The following is a 15660-nucleotide window of genomic DNA, read 5'->3' on the forward strand; positions in this document are numbered from 1 at the left end:
AAGAGAGAGCATCAAATGTCCAAACTCACCGAAGCCACCCGCAACAAGCTCAAATCCGTCTCCACCGCCACCGTCGCCACCGCGTTGTTCAAGCGCGGCCTGCGCATCCAGATGATCCAGGACGTGCATCCGCTCGGCGCCGACCAGCCGACCATGGTCGGCGAGGCCTTCACGCTGCGCTACATGCCGGCGCGTGAGGACCTCAACACCATCGACGTGTTCAAGGACCGCTCGCACCCACAGCGCAAGGCGATCGAGGATTGTCCGCCCGGCAGCGTGCTGGTGATGGACAGCCGCAAGGACGCGCGCGCGGCGTCGGCCGGCGCGATCCTGGTGACGCGATTGATGAAGCGCGGCGTCGCCGGCGTCGTCACCGATGGCGGTTTTCGCGATTCCGCCGAGATCGCGAAGCTCGGCATCCCCGCGTATCACCATCGCCCCTCGGCGCCGACGAACCTCACGCTGCACCAGGCGATCGAGATCAACGTTCCCATCGGCTGCGGCGATGCGCCGGTATTCCCGGGCGACGTCATTCTCGGCGACAGCGATGGCGTCATCGTGATCCCCGCGCATCTCGCCGACGAGATCGCGAACGAAACCTTTGAGATGACCGCGTTCGAGGATTTCGTCACCGAGGAAGTAGGCCGAGGTCGCGGTATCTTCGGTCTTTATCCGGCTACTGATCCGCAGACGCTCACCGATTTCGCGGAATGGCGGAAGAAGAACGGCCGCTAGGCCAAGACCAATCACATCAAGAAACAGGCCGGCCGCATCAAGCGCCGGCCTTTTGTCGAGCAGGGGAGGACTTCAATGAATTTTACACGACGCAATCTCTTGGCCGGTGCTGGCGCAGCTGCGGCGTCCACGTGTCTAGCCCGCGCCGCCGGTGCCCAGTCGTTTCCGTTCACGCCCAACCAGCGCTACCCCGATCCCGCCGTCCAGATCCTCGATCCGAGCTTTGGAAAATACCGGCTCTATTCCTCGACGGTCGAGCAGGTCGCGTCCGGCATGCGCTGGGCCGAAGGCCCGGCTTATTTCCCCGAGGGCGGCTATCTGCTGTTCTCGGACATTCCCAACAACCGGATCATGAAGTTCGACGAGAAGACGGGACAAACCAGCGTGTTCCGCCCTAACGCCAATTACGCCAACGGCAATGCGCGCGACCGCCAGGGCCGCCTCGTCACCTGCGAGCACTCCGTGACCCGCCGCATCACCCGCACCGAGAAGGACGGCAAGATCACGGTTCTTGCCGACAAGTTCGAGGGCAAGCGGCTGAACGCGCCGAACGACATCGTGGTGAAGTCCGACGACAGCATCTGGTTCACCGATCCGCTGTTCGGCATCAACGGCGAGTGGGAGGGCAAGAAGGAGAAGGCCGAGCAGGCCACCACCAACGTCTACCGCATCGCCAAGGACGGCAAGATCAGCGCCGTCCTCACCGACCTCGTCAATCCCAACGGTCTCGCCTTCTCGCCGGACGAGAAGAAGCTCTACATCGTCGAATGGAAGGGCACGCCCAACCGCAGCATCTGGAGCTACAATGTCAGCGACGACGGTGCCTTGAGCGGCAAGACCAAGCTGATCGACGCCGCCGATCAGGCCTCGCTCGACGGTTTCCGCGTCGACCGCGACGGCAATCTCTGGTGCGGCTGGGGCTCCAACGGCGCGCTGCAATCCGAGCCCACTGACATCGGCGGCCGCAAGGTGTTTCAGCTCAAGGGCAAGTCCGAGGATCTCGACGGCGTGATGGTGTTCAACGCGGACGGCAAGCCGCTCGCCTTCATCAAGCTGCCCGAGCGCTGCGCCAATCTCTGCTTCGGCGGCCCGAAGAACAACCGGCTCTATATGGCGAGCAGCCATTCGGTGTATGCGCTGTACGTCGAGGCGCACGGGGCGGTGTGAGGCGATGCGTTGTGGGGCAGTAACTCGCCCTACAACCCCCACTGTCGTCCCGGGGCGCGCAAAGCGCGAGCCCGGGACCCATAACCCCAGGGAGCAGTTTGGTGAAGACTCGGAGTTAGCGGCCCGCGCCGCAATTACTCCCTGGGATTATGGGTCCCCGCCTTCGCGGGGACGACGAGATGAGTGTGTGGCTACGCTAGGGTCTCAAGCTTCCGCCTTGCCCGCCATCCCGGCCGCCCACAGCGCGAACGCATAGACGATCGCGACTTCGTCCAGCCGATCGAACCGCCCCGATGCGCCGCCGTGGCCAGCGCCCATGTTGGTTCGGAGCAACACCGGCCCGCCGCCGCTCATGGTGGCGCGCAGGCGCGCGATCCATTTGGCCGGCTCCCAATAGGTCACGCGCGGATCGGTCAAGCCGCCCATCGCCAGGATCGCCGGATAGTCCTTCGCCGTGATGTTGTCATAAGGCGAGTAGGACAGGATCGTGCGAAAATCCTTTTCGCTCTCGATCGGGTTGCCCCATTCCGGCCATTCCGGCGGCGTCAGCGGCAGCGTGTCGTCGAGCATGGTGTTGAGCACGTCGACGAACGGCACCTCGGCGACGATGCCGGCGAACAGCTCGCCGGCGCGGTTCGCCACCGCGCCCATCAGCATGCCGCCCGCCGAGCCGCCATGGCCGACGATGCGTTTTGCGCTGGTGTATTTCGCATCGATCAGCGCCCGCGCGCTGGCGGCGAAATCATCGAACGAGTTGGTCTTCTTCTCGCGCTTGCCGTCGAGATACCAGCCCCAGCCCTTGTCGGCGCCGCCGCGAATATGGGCGATGGCGTAAACGAAGCCGCGTTCGACCAGCGACAGCCGGTTGGCGTTGAAGGAGGCCGGCATCGCCATGCCATAGGAGCCGTAGCCGTAGAGCAGCAGTGGCGCCGAGCCGTCGAGCTTCAGCCCGCGGCGATGGAGGATCGAGACCGGCACCTCGGCGCCGTCATGCGCCCTGGCCATGATGCGCGTGGTGATATAGTCGGCCGCATCGTGGCCAGACGGAATCTCCTGGCGCTTGCGCAAGGTGCGCGTGCGCTTGACCATGTCGTAGTCATAGACTTCCGACGGCGTCGTCATCGACGAATAGGCGAAGCGCAAATTCGTCGTCTCGAATTCGTAGGAGCCCATTGTATCAAGTGAATAAGCCGCCTCGTCGAAGGCGATGGCGTGCTCCTCACTCGTCTTGAGATCGCGGATCACGATCGACGGCAGCGCATTGGCGCGCTCCAGCCGCACCAGATGGCCGGCATAAAGATCGAGGTCGATGATGTAGATGCCGGGACGATACGGGATCAGGTCGCGCCAGTTCTTGCGCTCGGGTGCGCCAAGCGGCGCGGTGACGATCTTGAAGTCGATGGCGTCGTCGGCATTGGTCAGGATGAACAGCTCGTCGCCGCGGTCGGCCAGCGAATATTGCACGCCGTCCTCGCGCGCTGCGACCAGGCGCGGCGGCGCTTCGGGGTGGGCGAGATCGATCAGCTGCTGCTCCGAGGTCTCGTGATCGCCGCCCGCGATCACGCAGAAGCGGCCGCTCGTGCTCTCGTGCAGATGGGTGAACCAGCCGGAATCCTGCTCCTCATAGACGAGCGTGTCGTCGGCCTGCCCAGTGCCGAGCCTGTGCAGCCACACCTGCATCGGCCGGTGATTGTCGTCGAGCTTCACGTAGAAGAAGCTCTTGCAGTCCTTGCTCCAGACGATGCCGCCATCGGTCTCCTCGACCAAATCGTCAAGATCCTTGCCCGTGGCCCAGTCGCGGACGCGGATGGAAAAATATTCCGAGCCCTTGGTGTCGGCGCTCCAGGCTTGCAGCTTGTGATCGTTCGAGTGGCGGCTGCCGCCGAACTTGAAATATTTGTGGTCTTTCGCGAGCGCATCGCCGTCGAGCACGATATGGCCCTCGCCACCGTCGCGCGGCATGCGGCCGAACAGCTCGTGTTGCCCACCCTCACGAAACCTGCGGAAATAGGCGAACGGCCCGTCGGGCGAGGGCACGCTGGAATCGTCCTCCTTGATCCGCCCGCGCATCTCGCGCACCAGCGTCTTCTGAAGTGACGAGGTGTGACCGAGCAGGCTCTCGGTGTAGCCGTTCTCTTCATCGAGATATTTTCGGATGTCGGGATCGAGCACGGCGGGATCGCGCAGCACCTCCTGCCATTTCTCGTCCTTCAGCCAGGCATAGTCGTCGGTCACGGTGATCCCGTGCCGCGCGAAGGAATGCGGCCGGCGCGGGGCGACGGGGGGCTGGGAAGGTGTCTTGGCTTGGGTCACTCGGTCCTCATCATCTCGTACTCGCGCTGCGCTCCCTCTTTACCTCTCCCCGTAAGAACGGGGAGAGGGAGAAGAAAGGCGCGCCGCATCGCTCGCCGTGTTCCACCTTATATCGTCCCGATTCCGCGAATTGCCAGCGCCGCTGCGCCAAGGACTGCGCCAAGTCGCCGGGTTGTTGATCGCCCCCTTGTATGCTTTAGGGGCGATACCCCCGCCGCCGGTCCAGCCTGATGCTGTTCAATTCCTACCCGTTCATCCTGCTGTTCCTGCCGGCCGTGCTGGCCGGCTATTTCTGGCTCGGGCGGCGCAGCAATCTGGCGCCGGTGATCTGGCTGGCGCTGGCCTCGCTCGCCTTCTACGCCATCGGCAGCTGGCAGTTCGTGGCCTTGCTGCTGAGCTCGATCGCCTTCAACTACGGCGTCGGCTATCTCCTGATCGCGGCGAAGCTCGCCCCAATGCAACGAAAGGCGGTGCTCGCGCTCGGCGTCGTCGGCGACCTCCTCGTGCTCGGCATCTTCAAATATGCCGGCTTCGTCGCCGAGAACATCAATGCGCTGGCCGGCACGCATGTCGCGGTCCACATCCTGCTGCCGGTCGGCATCTCCTTCTACACTTTCACCCAGATCGCGTTCCTGGTGGACGCGTATCGTGGCCAGGTCGCGCATTACGCCTTGCCGCACTATGCGCTGTTCGTGACCTATTTCCCGCATCTGATCGCGGGGCCGATCCTCCACCACAAGGACATGATCCCGCAGTTCGAGCGGAAGGAGACCAAGTATCCGGACGCGCACCTGATCCTGTGCGGAATCATCATCTTCGCGATCGGCCTGTTCAAGAAGACCTGCCTTGCCGACGGCATCCAGCCCCTGGTGGCGCTCGCCTTCGAGGCGCGCTCGCCGAGCTTCGATCAGGCCTGGTGTGGTGTGCTCGCCTACACGTTCCAGCTCTATTTCGACTTCTCCGGCTATTCCGACATGGCGATCGGGATATCGCTGATGTTCGGCATCTTTCTGCCGGTGAATTTCAACTCACCCTACAAGGCCACCAGCATCGTCGAGTTCTGGCGCCGCTGGCACATGACCTTGTCGCAGTTCCTGCGCGACTATCTCTACATCTCGCTCGGCGGCAATCGCCGCGGCCGCGTGCTGCGCTACGTCAATCTGATGATCACGATGCTGCTCGGCGGTCTCTGGCACGGCGCGGCCTGGACTTTTGTCGTCTGGGGCGTGCTGCATGGCGCTTACCTCTGCGTCAATCATGCCTTCAACGCGCTGGCGCCCAACGTCCCGACGTTGCTCGTGCACCCGGTCCGCATCGTCGGAGCCGTGCTGACGTTCCTCGCCGTCGTCGTGGCCTGGGTTTTCTTCCGCGCCGAGAGCGTTACTTGGGCGCTGCGCGTCCTCCACGCGATGGCCGATCCGTCGAATATCGTCCTCGGCCGCGAGGAGATCGCCGCGTTGGTTCTGGTGTCGATCTACGCCGCACTGGTGTGGCTGGCGCCGAACACGCAAGCGATCATGGGATACGATCACGACAATCGCAGGGTCGGCGAGGCCCTGCCGGCAGGGCGGATGCGGCCGCTGGTCCTTTACGGCGCGTCGCTGGTGCTCGCTCTCGGGATTCTCGGCATCCAGAGCCACAGCGAATTCATCTATTTCCGGTTCTGATGCGGGGCACTTTCACACATCTGAGACGTCTTCTGCTCGCCAGCATCGCCTGCGTGCTGGGCGCGGCGGTGCTCACCTATCTCGTCGATCCCCTGCAACTGTTTCGCCCGTCGCGACTGGCCTTCTATTCCGACGACACGCGCGTGCAGAATGCCGGGTTGATCCGCAGCCAGTCGTTCGACACCGCCTTCATGGGCACCTCGCTCGCGATCCATTTCCGCCAGAGCGACATCGATCGCGCGCTCGGCGTCCACTCGCTCAAGCTGGCGATGACCGGGTCCAATTCGCGCCAGCAGGGTTTTGTGCTGGAGCGGGCGATCGAGCGCGGTGCCCGGCGCGTGGTGTGGGCGATGGACGATTTCATCTTTGTCGATGCGGCCGATATCGAGGCCGATCCCTTTCTGTCCGTCGATCTCTATCGCCAGACAACGAAGGGCATCGCGTCCTATCTGCTCAGCGCCGCGATGGCGAAGGAATCCCTGTTCGCGCTGCTGCGGTCGATCCCGGCGCTGCAACAACCGCTGACGCTGGCGGCGCCGTTTCTCCCCGTCAAGTTCGCGCTGCCCGACGTCGACGACATCTACGCTTTGCCGCGCGATTTCGACATTGCGCGTGACTACAATGCGAAGAAGACGCTTGCCTCGTTCGCCTACATCACGAGCCCCGTGCGCAGCCGCTTCCTCGGCGAAGGCTACGGCTACGACGCCATGCTCCGGCATTTCGAGCGCGACGCCGTCGGCTTGATCACGCGCCATCCGGACGTGACCTTCGACATCTACTTGCCGCCCTATTCGATCCTGCAGTTCGTCGCGATGCGCGATGCCTCGCCTGCGACGCTGAAGATCGTCACCGACCTCACCGCGCGCATCGCCGAGCGGCTGACGCAGCTTCCGAATGTGCGTCTGTACGATTTCCGCGCGATCAAGGAAGTGACGCACGATCTCAATAATTACAGCGACGTCATCCACCATTCGCCGGCGGTCGACGCGAAGGTGCTGAAATGGCTGGCGGGTGGAGAGTATCGCGTCGATCCCGAGGCGCCGCTCGCGTCGCTGGATGCGCTGAAGGCGCAGGTCGAGGCGTATCGAGTGCCGCGGCCGTAGCCAAACACTCCGCTGTCGTCCCGGACAAGCGAAGCGCAGATCCGGGACCCATAACCACGGGGAGGAGTTTGGCGAAGACTCGTAGTGAAAAGGCCCGCGGTACTGGCACCCGCGCCTTATCGATAGATCACGCGGTATGGGTCCCTGCGTTCGCAGGGACGACGACGGTGCTTGTGGCTACCGCCTACACCGCCACCTGCTCGCCGAGATACGCGACCGCGGCCTCAAGCCCGCCCTTGCCGTGCGGGATCTTCAGCGCATTCAGCCCGATCTCGATCACCCCCAACGTGCCGAGCAGCATCGGCGCATTGACGTGGCCCATATGGGCGATGCGGAACGCTTGTCCCGAGAGATCGCCGATGCCGGTGCCGAGCACCACGCCGCACTTGTCCTTGCAATAGCGTTGCAGCAGCGCCGGATCATGGCCGTTGCTCATGGTCACCGTGGTCACGGTGTTGGAGCGCTCGCTCGCCTCCGCGACGTTGAAGCCGAGCACCTGGCCTTCCGACCAGGCGGCGACGGCACGGCGCGCGGCTTCGCCAAGCAGGCTATGGCGGCGGAAGGCGTTTTCCAGCCCTTCCTCGTGCAGCAGGTCGATCGCCTGGCGCAGCGCGAACAGCAGATGCACCGGCGCGGTGCCGGCATATTTGCGATAGTGCTCGCTGCCCTCGCGCTCGCTCCAGCTCCAATAGGGCGTGCTCATGTTGGCCTTCTTGTGCACCTCGAGCGCGCGCGCGTTGGCGGCGACGAAGCCGAGGCCGGGCGGGGTCATGAGGCCCTTCTGCGAGCCGGACATCGCGACGTCGATGCCCCATTTGTCCATCTCGAACGGCATGCAGCCGAGCGAAGCGACGGTGTCGACCATGTACAGCGCGGGATGGCCGCTCGCCTTGATCGCCTTGCCGATCGCCTCGATGTCGTTCTGCACGCCCGATGCCGTGTCGACCTGGACGACGACGACGGCCTTGATGGTGTGCTCCTTGTCGCGGCGCAGACGCTCCTCGACCTCGTGCGGCCGCACCGCGCGGCGCCAGTCGCCCTTGAGCACCTCGACCTCGGCGCCCATCAGCGCTGCCGCGTGGCCCCAGCCGATCGCGAAGCGGCCGCTCTCCAGCACCAACACCTTGTCGCCGCGCGACAGCACATTGCTCAGCGCGGCTTCCCAGGCGCCGTGGCCGTTGGCGATGTAGATGTAGGATTTGCCCTTGGTCGCGAACAACTTCGAGATGTCGCTGAGCAGGCTCTCGGTCAGATCGGTCATCTGCTTGGAGTAGATGTCGATCGCCGGACGATGCATCGCCTGCAGCACCTCGTCGGGCATCGTGGTGGGCCCGGGGATGGCCAGAAATTCCCGGCCCGCGCGAACGGTCATTGCTGTTGGTCCTTGTGTCGTGATGACAGTCTGGAGGGTTGCTCGCTTAGGCTTTTACGCGTTGGAGGCATCTAAGAAAAGCGCGTAAAACGCAGGTCTGGGGCTCTTATCTCTTGGTTTCGCGGCAGCCGGCGGCTTCGGCCTCTTCCACCGAGCAGAACCAGCGGGTGCCCTTGCTGATCTTCATCTTGATCTGGGTGTACCAGCGGCTGGTCGGCTGGTGATAGATGCATTCGCCGGCGGTGTTGACGTTGCCCTTGATGGTGCAGTCCGGCGAGGGCGCGACCGGCCCCGAGGCCGAGGCGAGCAGCACCGCATGCGCGCCCTCGGGCGGCTTGGTTGCGCCCAGGATGGTGGTCTTCTTGTTGCGGACGCGCCAGTCCCACGGCGCGATGAAGGCGCCCTGCCACATACCGGCCTTTGCCTCGCGCGCGGCAGCCTCATCGGGTTCGTAGTCGTGAGAGACGCGGGTGTAGGCGAGTGCCCAGCCGCTGCGCACCAGCCATTTCTGGATGTCCTCGCCGCCGACCTCGCAGCGCGCCACGGTGCGGCCGCGCCGGTCGATCGCGCGGGCGTGGCAGACCCAGTTCTTGCCTTCGGTGTATTTGGCGAGCTCGTCGCGCGCCGCGATGCCGCAGGTCCAGCGCTCGGTTTTTGTATTGAGGCAGAGCTGGTCGACCGCGGGCGCGTCGATGCCGCCGAGCCGGATCCGCGTGTTCCCGATTAGGACGGAATCGCCGGCGCGGACCTTTGCGGTACCGGTGATGTCGGCGGCCTCGGCCAGCGAGGGGATGGCGAGCAAAGACAGCGCAATCAGGAATTTTCGCAACATGCCGGTCCGCGTGTTCAGGACAATCTCGATAAGCCGCGCAATTGTGGTCGGCTTTTGTCCGCCCGGCCAGCATATGCCTAACGATTGAGCTTTCAACTTCCCGTCATTGTAGCGGGGCTTGCTTACCCTCCCCTTGAGGGGGAGGGTCGGCACGCGATCGAGCGCAGCGAGATTGCGTGACGGGGTGGGGTGATCTCTCCACTCGGGCACTGTTCGTCGCGGAGAGACCGTCACCCCACCCCGCTCGCGCTGCGCGCGATCGACCCTCCCCCTCCAGGGGAGGGTAAGAGCGAAACCTACCCTCGCGCCATCGCCCGCTTCGCCACCGCCAGCCCCATCAGCACGAAGGCCGACGTCACCTCGGGACCACCCACCAGAATCCGCGTCGGCGTCTTCATCTTGTTCCATTCATAGGCGCGGAACGGGCCGCGGCGGCCGCCTTCGCCGAGGCTCGCGACGATCACGTTCAGCGCCGGCGCGAAGGCGCGCGGGTCGGCGCCGAGATGGCCGAGTGCGATCAGCGCCAGCGCCGCGTCGAATACGTTCATCTCCGCGGCCATGAGCTCGCCCTTGACGTAGGAGAGCACGCGATGGCGGATGAAATCGAAATCGCCGTCGGGGTCGATCGCAGCCTGCGCCGCCAGCGGCAGCGCCAGGAAGGCCGCATAGCAGCGGCCGAAATAGGCGCTGTAGAGCTCGGGCAGATAATAGATGTGCGAGCGCGGATTGGCGAAGGCACCGCTGGCGGCGAGCCGCTTCTGGAAGCCGATGATGCGATGCACGGTTGCCAGCCGCGCCGGCGTCTCCAAAACCTTCCAGCGCGCGAGATTGCGGAAGCTGACCTCGAGAATGTCGAGATTGAGCGTCGGATCGAGATCGTTGCCGTAGGGCCGCTCGCCTTTGAGGTTATCGATCCAGGTCGCGACGCCGCCCTCGTAGTCGATGTTGTCGTTGAGCGGCACGGTCACCCGCGGTTCGTTGACGCCGGCGAGCACCTGATAGCCCGAATAGAAGTCCAGCAGCGGCTGGTCGATGATCGGATCGGTGCAGCCGGCTTGTGTCGCTGCCGAGATCGAGCACGCCGTGGTGTCGCAATCCGGCACGTAGACGCCGAAGCCGAGGTCCTGCTTGATTTGGGCGAAGAAGCGGGAGAAGCGCGGATGCGGCGCCGGCGCGAGCGCGGTGATGACATTGAAGCGTGTGCCGTCGATACCCTCGACCTCCTCGCGGCTGATGTTGACGCAAAAATCGACCATGTCGGCTACCGCACGCTCGGCCGCAATCCTGTCGGCCGGCGAGGCGAGCCCGGTCTCGACATAGCTCAGCAGCGCCTCGATGAAGAACGCGTCGTAATAGGCCGAGCGGTGTCGGATCTGCACCGGCTCCCACATCGGCTCGGCAATGCCGCTCCAGGGCGGATTGACGACGGCCGCTGCCTGTGAGCGCGCGATGAAGACGCGGGCGAGGTTGAACAGCAGCGAGGAGTTCTTGTAGCCGCGCGCGTTCAGCCCCGTCAGCGCCATGGTCAGCTCGCGCCCGCGGACATCGGGGTCGCCGATCAGGTTGAAGGCGGCATAGGTCGGCAGGAAACCGTTCTTGCGGTACGAGCCGAGCAGGTGCTGCGCGCAGTCGCGGATCACGCCGTCGATCTGCGCTTGTTGCGGCGCTAAGCCTGTGAATATCGCCGGCGGCGGTTTTGGATGGTCGAGCGCGATGCCGTCGACGAGATCGGCGATCGGCTGGCCGACCGCCGCCCAGTCGGGCTCGGCGTCGTCGCGCGCCCGCACCAGCGCCGTGCGAAGCCGGGTCAGCTTCGCCTCGTCGCGCAATTCGGGCAGCCCGGCGCGGCGGAGCAGGATCCGCAATGCGGGATTGCCGAGCGCGGTCTTGTAGAACTTGGCCAGATGCGGATCGCCGCTGGCTGGGCCCGACAATACGGGATCGCAGACGTCGTAAAGCGAGGGGCCGTCTTTTCGCGCCGTCAGCGCCCGGCAGGCGGCGCCGGCAAAATAATGAAAGCTCATGAAATACCTGTCGCGGGGCCTTGGCCGGGGGCCGGCCGGCGCGCTCCCATCTGCGCGCCACCCCCTGCAAGTCTTTGAAAAAGCTACCCGGATTCGCAGGAAATACAAATGTGATGGTGGTCACGGAAAAATCCGGCACGGGAGCTGCTTGATTAAGGCCGTTACAAGGGGCTGGCGCCGAAAAAACATGCGAATTCCGTTCGGAGGATTAACTAATATCTTCAGGTGCTTAGCTCAAATTTTGGGCGATCTATTGCTCGGCAGGCGATATCCGGTTAAGGCTTTGTTTGGTGCGGCGCCGCAAATTGCGCGCAATTCGGGGGCACATCCCCGGCCAATCCCTCAAACCTGAAGACGCTATCGCGCTACTCAAACAGTGTGCGCGCGCTTGGCTGGTCTTTGGCACTGACAGGAATGAAGCGAGATGAATGTAAGGCAGCTCGAGCTTTCCAGACGCACGATTGCGGTGGCCGCAGCCCTCATCGGCACGGTGTCGCTCGTGATCGGCGCCCATGCTGCCCTCAACATGCGCGCGATCGATGCCGCCAAGGCCGTTTCGACCGACCAGGTCACCGGCTCGATCGGCCAGTCGTCCCGCCTCGCCCTCGTCATCGGCAATGGACATTATCCGGACGCCAGCGCGCCGCTGACGCAGTCGATCAACGACGCCCGCGCGCTGTCCTCGTCCCTGCGCAAGAACGGCTTTGACGTCGACATGGTGGAAGACGCCACCAAGGACGACATGGTCCGCGCCGTCAATCGCCTGAAGTCCCGGATCAAGCGCGACACCGTCGTCATGCTGTTCTTCGGCGGCTACGGCGTGCAGGCCGGCCGCGAGAGCTACATGCTGCCGGTCGATGCTGCGATCTGGAAGGAAAGCGACGTCCGCCGCCAGGGCGTCTCCATCGATGGCGTGCTCGACATGATGAAGGAGCAGGGCGCCAAGGCCAAGCTCGTCGTCGTCGACGCCTCCCGCCGTAATCCCTACGAGCGCCGCTTCCGCTCCTACAGCCACGGTCTTGCGCCGATCAGCGCGCCCGACAATGCGTTGATCCTGTCCTCCGCTTCGCCCGGCAAGGTCGTCGACGACGGAAAGGGCGAGCACAGCGTGCTGGTCAGCGAGTTCCTCACCAATCTCAATGCGCAGGGCAGCGCCGAAAGCGTCTTCAACAAGACCCGCGTCGCCATCTCCCGCGCCTCCGAAGGCGACCAGGTCCCGACCATCTCCTCCTCGCTGCTCGAGGACGTCCATTTCGGCGAAGCAGCCGGCGGCTAGCCGCAAATTGTAGGGTGGATTAGCCCCGCGAATTGCGCGAAGCGCAAATCGCCAGGCGTAATCCACCACTTCTCTCTCTCTCGTCCGCGTGGAAAGCAAAGAGGTGGATTACGCCTTCGGCTAATCCAGCCTACGGCATGCGTGCTTGCTTCGCGCACATCTGTCCCCACACCGTCGCTTCGCCCTCGCAATGACGAGTGCGGCGAGACCTACTTCGCAGCTTCCGTGGCCATCACCGGGCGCACCGGATCGCCTTCGCGCAGAATCGCGCCGGCGCGGGCGACGACGATATCGCCTTCGTTGAGGCCGTCGCGAACCTCGATATTGCCGCCCGACATCAGCCCGATCTCGACCCGCTTGGTCTCGACCCGGTTGCGGCGGATCACCTGCACCACGGTGCCGGCGGTGGAATACTGCACCGAGGTCAGGGGCACCGCGACGTTGCAGCTCTGTCCGGTCTTGATCAGCGCGCGCCCGCTCGCGTTCAGCAGCAGCCGCTTCTGCGAGGAGATGCCGATATAGACCATGCCCTGCTGGATGTTCGGCTCGACGGTCGGTCCGATGCGGCGCACCTTGCCGTCGAGGTCGCCCGCGCCGGCAATGCGCACGGTCGCCTGCTGCCCGACTGCGAGCTTCCGGATATCGGTGGTCGCGACCAGGCCGACCAGATCATATTCGCTGCGCGCCACGATCGTGAACAGCGCCTCGCCCTTGGCCGAGGCGAGGTTGCCGATCTGCGCGGTCGACGTCGCGATCACGCCCGCCACGGGGGCAGTGACCTGAAGCGTGCCGCCTTCGGGCAGCGCCAGCCGTGCCAGCACCTGGCCAGCCGTGGTGGTGTCGCCGGCTTCCGCCAGCACGTCCGTGACCTTCAGGCCGGGACGTTCCGGCCGCACGGAGGTCTCCTCACGCGCGATGATCGTGCCGGTGGCCTCGACGATGTCGGAGAAGCAGGATTTTGCGACCTTCAGCACCGTGACCGCGGGCCCCTTGGGCGCGTCGTCATCGGCGGCGCGCGTGGGCTGGGCGGACAGCAGAACCAGTCCGGCGAGAGCAACGAGTTTTTTGGAAGAGGAACGCGCAGGCAATGGACGCATCGGTCATTCCGGTTGGGGCCTTGACGGCCTCATCGTTAGCAGAAGCAACCGCGGCGGACCATGGGCCGGCAGGATGAGAATGCCGCAGCGCAGGCGGCGCGATGCCGCTTGGTAGATTAGTCGTGGCAAGGACGAAGAGGTTCGCTGTCCCTTACCCTCCCCTGGAGGGGAGGGTCGATCGCGCGCAGCGCGAGCGGGGTGGGGTGATCTCTCCACTCGGGCACTGTTGGATGTGGAGGCACCGTCACCCCACCCCGCTACGCATTTCGCTTCGCTCAATGCCTAGCGACCCTCCCCTCCAGGGGAGGGTAGGAAAGTAGCCTCACGGCAGACTCAAGAACTCCACCCAGTTCGGCTTCTTGCCGGTGGGATAGGATTTCAGCTTGGCGAGCGCGCCGCTGCTCTGGTCGATCGCATAGACCGTCATGCTGTCGGAGAGCTCGCCGACCGCGGCGAGGTAGCGCCCCGACGGATCGATGTGGAAGCCGCGCGGCTGTTTCTCCGTCGGCACGCTGCCGATCGCGGTCAGCTTGCCGCTTGTTGCGTCGACCTTGTAGCCGGCGAGCGTGTTGGTGGTGCGCTCGGAAGCGTAGAGGAAGCGGCCATCCGGGGTGATGTGGATATCGGCGGCCCAGGGCTTGCCAGTAAAGCCTTCCGGCAGCGCGGTGGTGCGCTGGATCTCGTCCCATGCGCCGCTCTTGGCCTCATAGCCGAACGCCGCGACGTCGCCGTTCAATTCATGGACGAGATAGACGAACTTGCCGTTTGGGTGGAACACGAAGTGCCGCGGCCCCGATTTCTCCGGCACCTTGGTCACCGGCGGGTCGCTCGGCGTCAGCGTGCCCGCCACTGCATCGAAGGCGAAGGTCAGCACCTGATCCGAGCCGAGATTGGTCGCGAACACGAAGCGGTTGTCGGGCGAGGGCAGGAAGGCGTGCGCATTCAGCCCGGTCGGAATCACCTGCTTCGGCTCGCCGGCGACGCCGTTGGCGAGCAGCGGATTGAGCGCGACCTTGTTACCACCATAGGAGGCGCTGAACAGGAATTTGCCGCCGCGGTCGGCTGCGATGTTCGCCATGCTGTCGGCGAGCGGTCCGTTGCCGATATGGCTGAGCTGGCCCGTTTTGGGATCGATCGCAAAGCTCACCGCGAGGAATGGTTGCGAGCGCACGCCGGCAATCAGCACGCGGTGGTCGGGTGTGATCGCGAGCGGTGTGGAGGAGCCGGGCTTGTCGACGCCGGTGAAGGCGGCGGTCTGCACCGGTGTCATCTCGCCGCTCTCGGCCAGCTTGAACACGCTGATGTCGTTGCTGTCGGCGTTGCCGACATAGGCGAAGGTCTCGGCCATGCCGGGGAGGACTCCAGAAACGAGGGTGAGGAAGGCGAGGGTGGTGGTGATCGCAGCGCGTGGCGCGATGCGGCGTGTCGATCTCGGCATGGGGCTCCTCCTTACAGGCGTATGGCGTTGTCGTTTTGTCGTGCAGGATAGCGGGAGCCGTGCCGCCGTACCAAATTCCAGTTGGGATCGATCGATGCCGAAATTGTATCGGTCGCGCGGGTGGCTACCGCACTGCGGCCGTCTGGCTGCGGGAGGGCAGATGCGGGCCGGACGCAGTGTTGGGTGCCCCGAGCAGGCCCCACACCGCCACCGCGAGCAGCGCGCAGGTCAAAATGGTCCAGGCGACCAATCGTTTCCGCATCAAGCCAAGTCCATCCGTCGTTTAAAGCCCGGGGGCCCGCTCATGATCGTGCACCGCAAACGGCGACGATCCTATGAACTCGTTCACAGGCACAACATCGCATCGGCATTGCGAACCAATGTCGCGGGAGTGCATTGACCCAAATGCCGCGTGAAAACGACCTCGAAGGCAAGCCCGACATGGGTGGCAAGCATGGCGGCCAGAAAGGCCAGCCCAAGCCGCCGCCGCGCCCGCGCGAGGGTCCGCGCGATGAGGACGTCGTGGCAAAGCGCCACACCGGCCAAACCGATCGCACGCCGCCGCCGACCAAACAAAAATAGCGCCGTATTTCGCGCCGGGAACATCAGCCTCGCCTTGCCGTTATGCTGATCCCG

The 15660-nt window shown here is 64.6% G+C and carries 13 protein-coding genes; 5 read left to right on the plus strand and 8 right to left on the minus strand.

Annotated features, from left to right (window positions below):
- Positions 1-15 precede the first annotated feature (15 nt).
- Positions 16-735: a ribonuclease activity regulator RraA gene (locus tag ACKWRH_RS02500; RefSeq protein WP_445219181.1), complete on the plus strand. Its 720-nt coding sequence runs from the start codon at positions 16-18 to the stop codon at positions 733-735.
- A 75-nt stretch (positions 736-810) separates the two neighbouring features.
- Positions 811-1902 carry an SMP-30/gluconolactonase/LRE family protein gene (locus ACKWRH_RS02505; RefSeq protein ID WP_445219182.1) on the plus strand — a complete coding sequence of 364 codons (1092 nt, stop codon included), beginning with the start codon at positions 811-813 and terminating at the stop codon, positions 1900-1902.
- 204 nt (positions 1903-2106) lie between these two features.
- Here ACKWRH_RS02505 and ACKWRH_RS02510 read toward each other — a convergent pair whose 3' ends face one another.
- Positions 2107-4215, minus strand: coding sequence for a S9 family peptidase (locus ACKWRH_RS02510; protein ID WP_445219183.1), 2109 nt, complete (start codon positions 4213-4215; stop codon positions 2107-2109).
- A 230-nt stretch (positions 4216-4445) separates the two neighbouring features.
- Here ACKWRH_RS02510 and ACKWRH_RS02515 point away from each other — a divergent pair, with 230 nt between their 5' ends.
- Together ACKWRH_RS02515 and ACKWRH_RS02520 are read left to right on the plus strand one after the other, a co-directional pair.
- Positions 4446-5882: an MBOAT family O-acyltransferase gene (locus tag ACKWRH_RS02515; protein WP_445219184.1), complete on the plus strand. Its 1437-nt coding sequence runs from the start codon at positions 4446-4448 to the stop codon at positions 5880-5882.
- Positions 5882-6985, plus strand: a complete 1104-nt coding sequence (locus ACKWRH_RS02520; protein ID WP_445219185.1) for a hypothetical protein — start codon at positions 5882-5884, stop codon at positions 6983-6985. Before ACKWRH_RS02515 ends, ACKWRH_RS02520 begins: the two co-directional genes overlap by 1 nt.
- A gap of 184 nt (positions 6986-7169) precedes the next feature.
- Here ACKWRH_RS02520 and ACKWRH_RS02525 read toward each other — a convergent pair whose 3' ends face one another.
- The 3 genes from ACKWRH_RS02525 to ACKWRH_RS02535 all read right to left on the minus strand — a co-directional run bounded on the left by ACKWRH_RS02525 (position 7170) and on the right by ACKWRH_RS02535 (position 11213).
- Positions 7170-8357, minus strand: a complete 1188-nt coding sequence (locus tag ACKWRH_RS02525; protein WP_445219186.1) for a pyridoxal-phosphate-dependent aminotransferase family protein — start codon at positions 8355-8357, stop codon at positions 7170-7172.
- Between the two features lie 106 nt (positions 8358-8463).
- On the minus strand, positions 8464-9189 hold the full coding sequence (locus ACKWRH_RS02530) for a thermonuclease family protein (protein WP_445219187.1): 726 nt from the start codon (positions 9187-9189) through the stop codon (positions 8464-8466).
- Between the two features lie 296 nt (positions 9190-9485).
- Positions 9486-11213 carry a hypothetical protein gene (locus ACKWRH_RS02535; RefSeq protein WP_445219188.1) on the minus strand — a complete coding sequence of 576 codons (1728 nt, stop codon included), beginning with the start codon at positions 11211-11213 and terminating at the stop codon, positions 9486-9488.
- Positions 11214-11637: 424 nt separating this feature from the next.
- On the opposite strand from ACKWRH_RS02535, the gene ACKWRH_RS02540 reads away from it, so the two are divergent.
- Complete coding sequence (locus ACKWRH_RS02540; protein WP_445219189.1) at positions 11638-12489, plus strand: caspase family protein; 852 nt, start codon at positions 11638-11640, stop codon at positions 12487-12489.
- Positions 12490-12698: 209 nt separating this feature from the next.
- Here the strand turns inward: ACKWRH_RS02540 and ACKWRH_RS02545 are convergent, their stop codons facing one another.
- The 4 genes from ACKWRH_RS02545 to ACKWRH_RS02560 all read right to left on the minus strand — a co-directional run bounded on the left by ACKWRH_RS02545 (position 12699) and on the right by ACKWRH_RS02560 (position 15630).
- The gene (locus ACKWRH_RS02545) at positions 12699-13586 is read right to left on the minus strand and encodes an efflux RND transporter periplasmic adaptor subunit (protein ID WP_445219190.1); all 888 of its coding nucleotides are present in this window, start codon (positions 13584-13586) and stop codon (positions 12699-12701) included.
- Positions 13587-13908: 322 nt separating this feature from the next.
- On the minus strand, positions 13909-15024 hold the full coding sequence (locus ACKWRH_RS02550) for a lactonase family protein (RefSeq protein WP_445219191.1): 1116 nt from the start codon (positions 15022-15024) through the stop codon (positions 13909-13911).
- Between the two features lie 124 nt (positions 15025-15148).
- Positions 15149-15286 carry a hypothetical protein gene (locus tag ACKWRH_RS02555; protein ID WP_175627410.1) on the minus strand — a complete coding sequence of 46 codons (138 nt, stop codon included), beginning with the start codon at positions 15284-15286 and terminating at the stop codon, positions 15149-15151.
- Between the two features lie 83 nt (positions 15287-15369).
- Positions 15370-15630, minus strand: coding sequence for a hypothetical protein (locus ACKWRH_RS02560; protein ID WP_445219192.1), 261 nt, complete (start codon positions 15628-15630; stop codon positions 15370-15372).
- Positions 15631-15660: the final 30 nt, after the last annotated feature.

The sequence above is a fragment of the Bradyrhizobium sp. Pa8 genome, from assembly GCF_052588265.1.